This is a genomic window from Marinagarivorans sp. (assembly GCF_982758155.1).
The window spans coordinates 1-3543 of the sequence record NZ_CEXWTU010000346.1; the positions used below are offsets into that span (position 1 = coordinate 1).

The 3543-nt window shown below is 45.2% G+C and carries 4 protein-coding genes; 3 read left to right on the plus strand and 1 reads right to left on the minus strand.

Features of this window, described 5'->3' with window-relative positions:
• Positions 1-23: 23 nt before the first annotated feature.
• Entirely contained in the window at positions 24-398 is a 375-nt protein-coding gene (locus tag AC3A8L_RS20610; protein ID WP_487964155.1) for a lipocalin family protein, read from the plus strand.
• A gap of 161 nt (positions 399-559) precedes the next feature.
• On the plus strand, positions 560-745 hold the full coding sequence (locus tag AC3A8L_RS20615; RefSeq protein WP_487964156.1) for a lipocalin family protein: 186 nt from the start codon (positions 560-562) through the stop codon (positions 743-745).
• A gap of 107 nt (positions 746-852) precedes the next feature.
• Here AC3A8L_RS20615 and AC3A8L_RS20620 read toward each other — a convergent pair whose 3' ends face one another.
• Complete coding sequence (locus AC3A8L_RS20620; protein WP_487964157.1) at positions 853-2328, minus strand: tetratricopeptide repeat protein; 1476 nt, start codon at positions 2326-2328, stop codon at positions 853-855.
• A gap of 412 nt (positions 2329-2740) precedes the next feature.
• Here AC3A8L_RS20620 and AC3A8L_RS20625 point away from each other — a divergent pair, with 412 nt between their 5' ends.
• Positions 2741-3223: a type II toxin-antitoxin system HipA family toxin gene (locus AC3A8L_RS20625; RefSeq protein ID WP_487964158.1), complete on the plus strand. Its 483-nt coding sequence runs from the start codon at positions 2741-2743 to the stop codon at positions 3221-3223.
• The last annotated feature ends 320 nt before the right edge of the window (positions 3224-3543 follow it).

Sequence of the window (3543 nt, forward strand, 5' to 3'; positions counted from 1 at the left end):
AGAAAACAGGCGCCCTCGTCTAATTGGACAAACTATTATTGCCTCGCCCCTTATTAAAACGATTGCGCACCGCAACACTGACCCTTAGCTGTTTTGTACTGATTAGCTGCTCTGGCACCCCTACAGGCGTTACACCAGTCGCTAATTTTGATGCCCAGCGGTATCTGGGAAAGTGGTATGAAATAGCACGGCTGGACCACAGCTTTGAGCGAGACATGCAAAGCGTTACAGCCAATTACAGTATGAATAAAGACGGTAGCATCAAAGTGTTAAACCGAGGTTTCAACACCAAAGACAAGGCGTGGAGCGAAGCGAAAGGAAAAGCAAAGTTTGTGAACGCGCAAGACGTTGGCCACCTTAAGGGGCGAGGAAACAATATTTCATCCACTAATACTTGATCTCGACCTCCTTACCTTCGTTGCTCAAAGCGTTACATGCCCCGGCATGCGCCCCTTTAAGCGCCTCGATAAGAAAGCCGATCTCTTCGCCTAATTGGACAAACTATTATTACCTCGCCCCTAAAGTCTCCTTCTTCGGGCCTTTTTACGGTAGCTATATTGTGGCAGAGCTCGCCGGTGACTATAGCTACTCCTTAGTCACCGGCCCCAATACCGATTACCTTTGGATACTATCGCGCACCCCCACGCTAGACGCAGCCATATATTCAACGCTTGTTCAAAAGGCAGAACAATTAGGGTTTGATACCCAGGAGCTTATAAAGGTGGAGCACTCTGCGCAAGAGTAGCCCGCTGGTTCATTCGTGCTCTGCTGAACGGCTAAAGTGTCGTTTAGCTGCTCAGCAGAGCTGGCAGTAGCCCCTATAACTTAAAAATAATATATCTGTACATCGGATTATTTTTCATGAACCAATAAAACCTTCTCCAAAGCAGCTCTTGCTTGTTCTTTTTGTTTTTCATGATGACTAAAGGCAAGCACTTTCTCCAAAAAGGGAATAGCCATTTTAGGCGATGTTGTATCAGCTAAATACAGACCTATCTCACTATTCAGGTCTACACGGCTCGGGGTCGCCCTGTATTGCTCCATCATCATTTTGACGGCGTTAACAACATCGTCCTTACTGCGGTATAGATTCTTTAAATTACCAGCGGCCTCCAAACGAGTGCTGTCATCTCTGTATGCTTCTAACGTTAATTTCAACGCCTTTTGGTAAACAGCCTCATCAGCTTTCCCGCGATTTTTTGAATACGCATAATAATCCATATAAAAATGGCCAGCAGCTACCATAACCGCCGGTACAGGGTTAGCCATTACAGCTTCATCCACCAATTTTAATGCTGCACTAAATTGCTCACGATGCCCCAAAAAAACGGCCAATAACGCTTGATTTTCATAATAAAAAATCTCTCCTTTTTTATTACTCTTTACGAGTTTACGCGCACTTTTCTCCTGCCCCATTTTAAACATTAGATTTACCTGACTATAAAGCGCTTCATTATTGCTTAGTGGGCGCCGTTTAATTGCAGTAGCGTAGGGCGTAATATCAATGGTCATACCCATTAAGTAATCTTTGCGAATATAGCGCTTCACCATCTCCGTCAACTCCTGGCTGGACACTCCCAATATGCGCTCAAAGGTTTTTATATCCGTTTGACCATCGTTGTACGCGGCAAGGTATTCAGCCGTCTTCCTGCTAAAATCTTGCCCACCCTCTAAGTGCCCCAATAGTAAGAAGTGAGTCAACATCCATGAGCTAGCGTAAAAGTTCTTTACATATTTTTGGTCTTGACGAACGCCAGCTACAAGGTCATTCACCTCCAACAGCTGCAGCACATTATCCGATGAACGCCGAGCAACATTTGAAACACCAATAGAAACAGCGGCTTTACCAATACGCGCAGAAGCTAATAAATCACTAAGCCCCTCGTCATACCACTTAGGGTAACGGAGCGATGATCGTTCACGCAGCAAGTAATGAACATACTCGTGAAATAAAACTAAATTACGCTCTTCCTCGCTATATCGTTTAGCCTCTTTACTGTTTTTTCCTGGCTTATAAAGCAGCATAACCGGCCCATCATCTGTATAACTGTATAAACCAGAAGAGATTTTATTACCGTGGTACTTTAAAAATTCTTTACGGCTATTAAAGATAAAAACTCTAGCGCTTTTGTTCTCGGGCTTATTTTTAAGCCCCAAAAAAGCTAACGCGCCTTGCCGGTAGTTTTCGAATGATGTTAACTGCTGTTCGACATATTCAGGGCTTGCATTAGAATAAACGGTGAAGTTTTCTGATTTGAACTCGCTCCAATCAAAAGCGAAAGTAGGAACACTAAATAATAGCGAAGCCAGTAAAAGTGATATTTTCATATATAGTCCTTATTTTAAACCTGCTCATCCGATGCCATAGCTGGCAACTAGTTCCAAACCACCGCACAGTAAACACTCTCTCTAGCAAACAATCAAAACTACCCGCCTGCTGTACCATACTGTAGAGGTCAACCCGCCAGCTCTAACTCGCTATCTTGCTCGAGGCCTAGGCGATCGATAATCGGCGGAAAATCGTGGCTACACTCTCCCTGGGTTGTAGCCTGAGGTTATTTTTCATTCCGCTATATCAGCGCCAAATTCTAGAACGCCACAAAACAAACTTAAGAACCGAAGATTGAATGGCGCTCGCTTTTGTGAGTGCTTGCTCTAGCTTTTCGCCTAATTGGACAAACCATTATTACCTTATCACTTACCGGCAAAAATATGCTGTAGCGTATAAAAACCACAATGCATATGCCATGACAGATTCTACCCACGGGACAAGTACGCAAAGGGGCGAATGCGCAATATTGCACAGGTCATCAATATCGAGACAGCCGGTGCAGACAATGCCGAGTTCGTTCGCCGCCTGGTATTTAATACGCTGATTGGCAATGCCGATATGCACATGAAAAACTGGTCACTCATCTACCCCGACGGCATAAAGCCCAGGCTGGCTCCAGCGTACGACTTCGTATCAACGATTCCCTACATACCCGATCACGAAAGTGCGCTAAAGGTAAGCCGAAGTAAGGCTTTTGCCGACTTCACGCTGGATGAAATCGCCCATATGGCCAGCAAGGCTTCGATGCCTGAAAAAACAACACTCGATACCGCCAAAGAGACGTCCGCGCGTTTTCGTGCGCTATGGACGCAAGAGAAGGGGCACCTGGGTTTGAGCAGTGAGATGGTGCAGGATATAGAGAAGCATCTAAGTAAAATGCCTGTTTGGTAGTATCGCGCGACCTAGCGAACTGTTCTGGCCTAATAATCGCGCGCGCTGTTAATTAGCTTAAAGGGGCTTCAAACACTGGGGTAATGTCACCCTAAAATTTTACAACCCCAGCTCCCATACCCTAATAGTTTTGGCGGTACGCTACCATTTTTGCTAAGCCTATCTTGTGGTGTGTGGACATAAGGGACGAGGAAACAATATTTCATCCACCAATACTTGATCTCGACATCCTTACCTTCGTTGCTCAAAGCGTTACATGCCTCGGTAACTGCTCCACGACATTATGCTCCTGCAATGTCTAATAAGGGGCTCCTGCCCCG